We start from the raw sequence: 1,258 nt of genomic DNA on the forward strand, positions 1-1,258 counted from the left end.
GTGGGGGTTACATCAATCGAGCGTCTCGGTCGGGCGCCTGCCGCCCGGAAACCAACGACTGCGGGAACGCGCAGCCGGTTGTCTGTCGTCAGCGCACCTGCTTGGCGTCGCCGTCTGCCGCGGATGCCGATTGCAGCGCCGCATCACCAGCGAGCTTCACCTTCAGGTTTTCGGTCATGAATTGCGTGCCGGCGGCGACCACGACATCGCCGGGTTTCAAACCCTCTGCGACACGCACGCCATCGGCGGCGAACTCGGCAACCTTGATCGGACGGGCATGAACGGTGTCGGCGCCACGATCGACGGTCCAGACGATCGATTGGGTGCCTTGCTCGGCCAATGCGCTCAGCGGGATCGAGACCAGCTGCCGCTCATTGGCCGCCGAGGCTTCGATGCTGGCGGTCATGCCGAGCAGCACACGCGGATCGTTTGGCAGGCTGACGCGGACGGCAAAGGTGCGTGACTGCGGATCGGCGCTACCGGCGACTTCGCGGACCTTGCCATCGAGCGCCAGCGCATCGTCTGACCAGAAGCCTGCCTTGACTGCCTTGCCCGGCTTGAATTCGGCGATTTCCATTTCGGGGACGGCGATCAGCACTTCCTTCTCGCCGTCGACGGCGACAGTGACAACCGGCGTGCCGGAACCGACGACCTGGCCGACGTCGGCACTGACCGTGGTGACGATGCCATCCCTGTCGGCCTTGAGATCGGTATAGCCGACCTGGTTCTTCGCCTGAGCAAGTGTCGAAAGGGCGGAATCACGGGTGGCGACCGCTTGGTCATAGGTCAAGGTCGCCTGTTCGAGTTGTGATTTCGGGGCAAAATTCTTGGCAAAAAGCTGCTCGGCTCGCTTGCGGGCAAGCTCCACGGTCTCGACCTGCCGCTCGGCGGCATCGAGCGCTGCCTGCGCGCTCTTGACCGAGAGGTCGTAGTCAATGGGATCGATGCGGGCGAGCACATCGCCCGCAGCCACATGCTGGCCGATATCGACGAGGCGCTCGGTGATCTTGCCATTGACGCGGAACGCCAGAGCGCTCTCGGTGCGGGCTCGCACCGAGCCGGAATAGGAGAGCGTGCGGGTGTCGTGCACCTTCGCGATCTCGACAACCTTGACGGGACGGATGATATCCTTGACTTCGGCTTTTTCCTGGCTGCAGCCGGCAAGCCCGAGAGTGGCGACGATCAGGCCGGCAACTGGCAGCTTGCGAAGGATGGAATTGGACAAAGACATCTTGGTACTCCGACTGGAGATGAATGG

1 protein-coding gene is annotated in these 1,258 nt (G+C 63.3%); it reads right to left on the reverse strand.

Annotated features, from left to right (window positions below; genetic code table 11):
- Nucleotides 1–88 precede the first annotated feature (88 nt).
- The gene (locus EN750_RS34870) at nt 89–1,231 is read right to left on the reverse strand and encodes an efflux RND transporter periplasmic adaptor subunit (RefSeq protein WP_127399315.1); all 1,143 of its coding nucleotides are present in this window, start codon (nt 1,229–1,231) and stop codon (nt 89–91) included.
- Nucleotides 1,232–1,258: the final 27 nt, after the last annotated feature.

The organism is Mesorhizobium sp. M7A.F.Ca.ET.027.03.2.1, assembly GCF_003999175.1.
Taxonomy (GTDB): Bacteria; Pseudomonadota; Alphaproteobacteria; order Rhizobiales; family Rhizobiaceae; genus Mesorhizobium.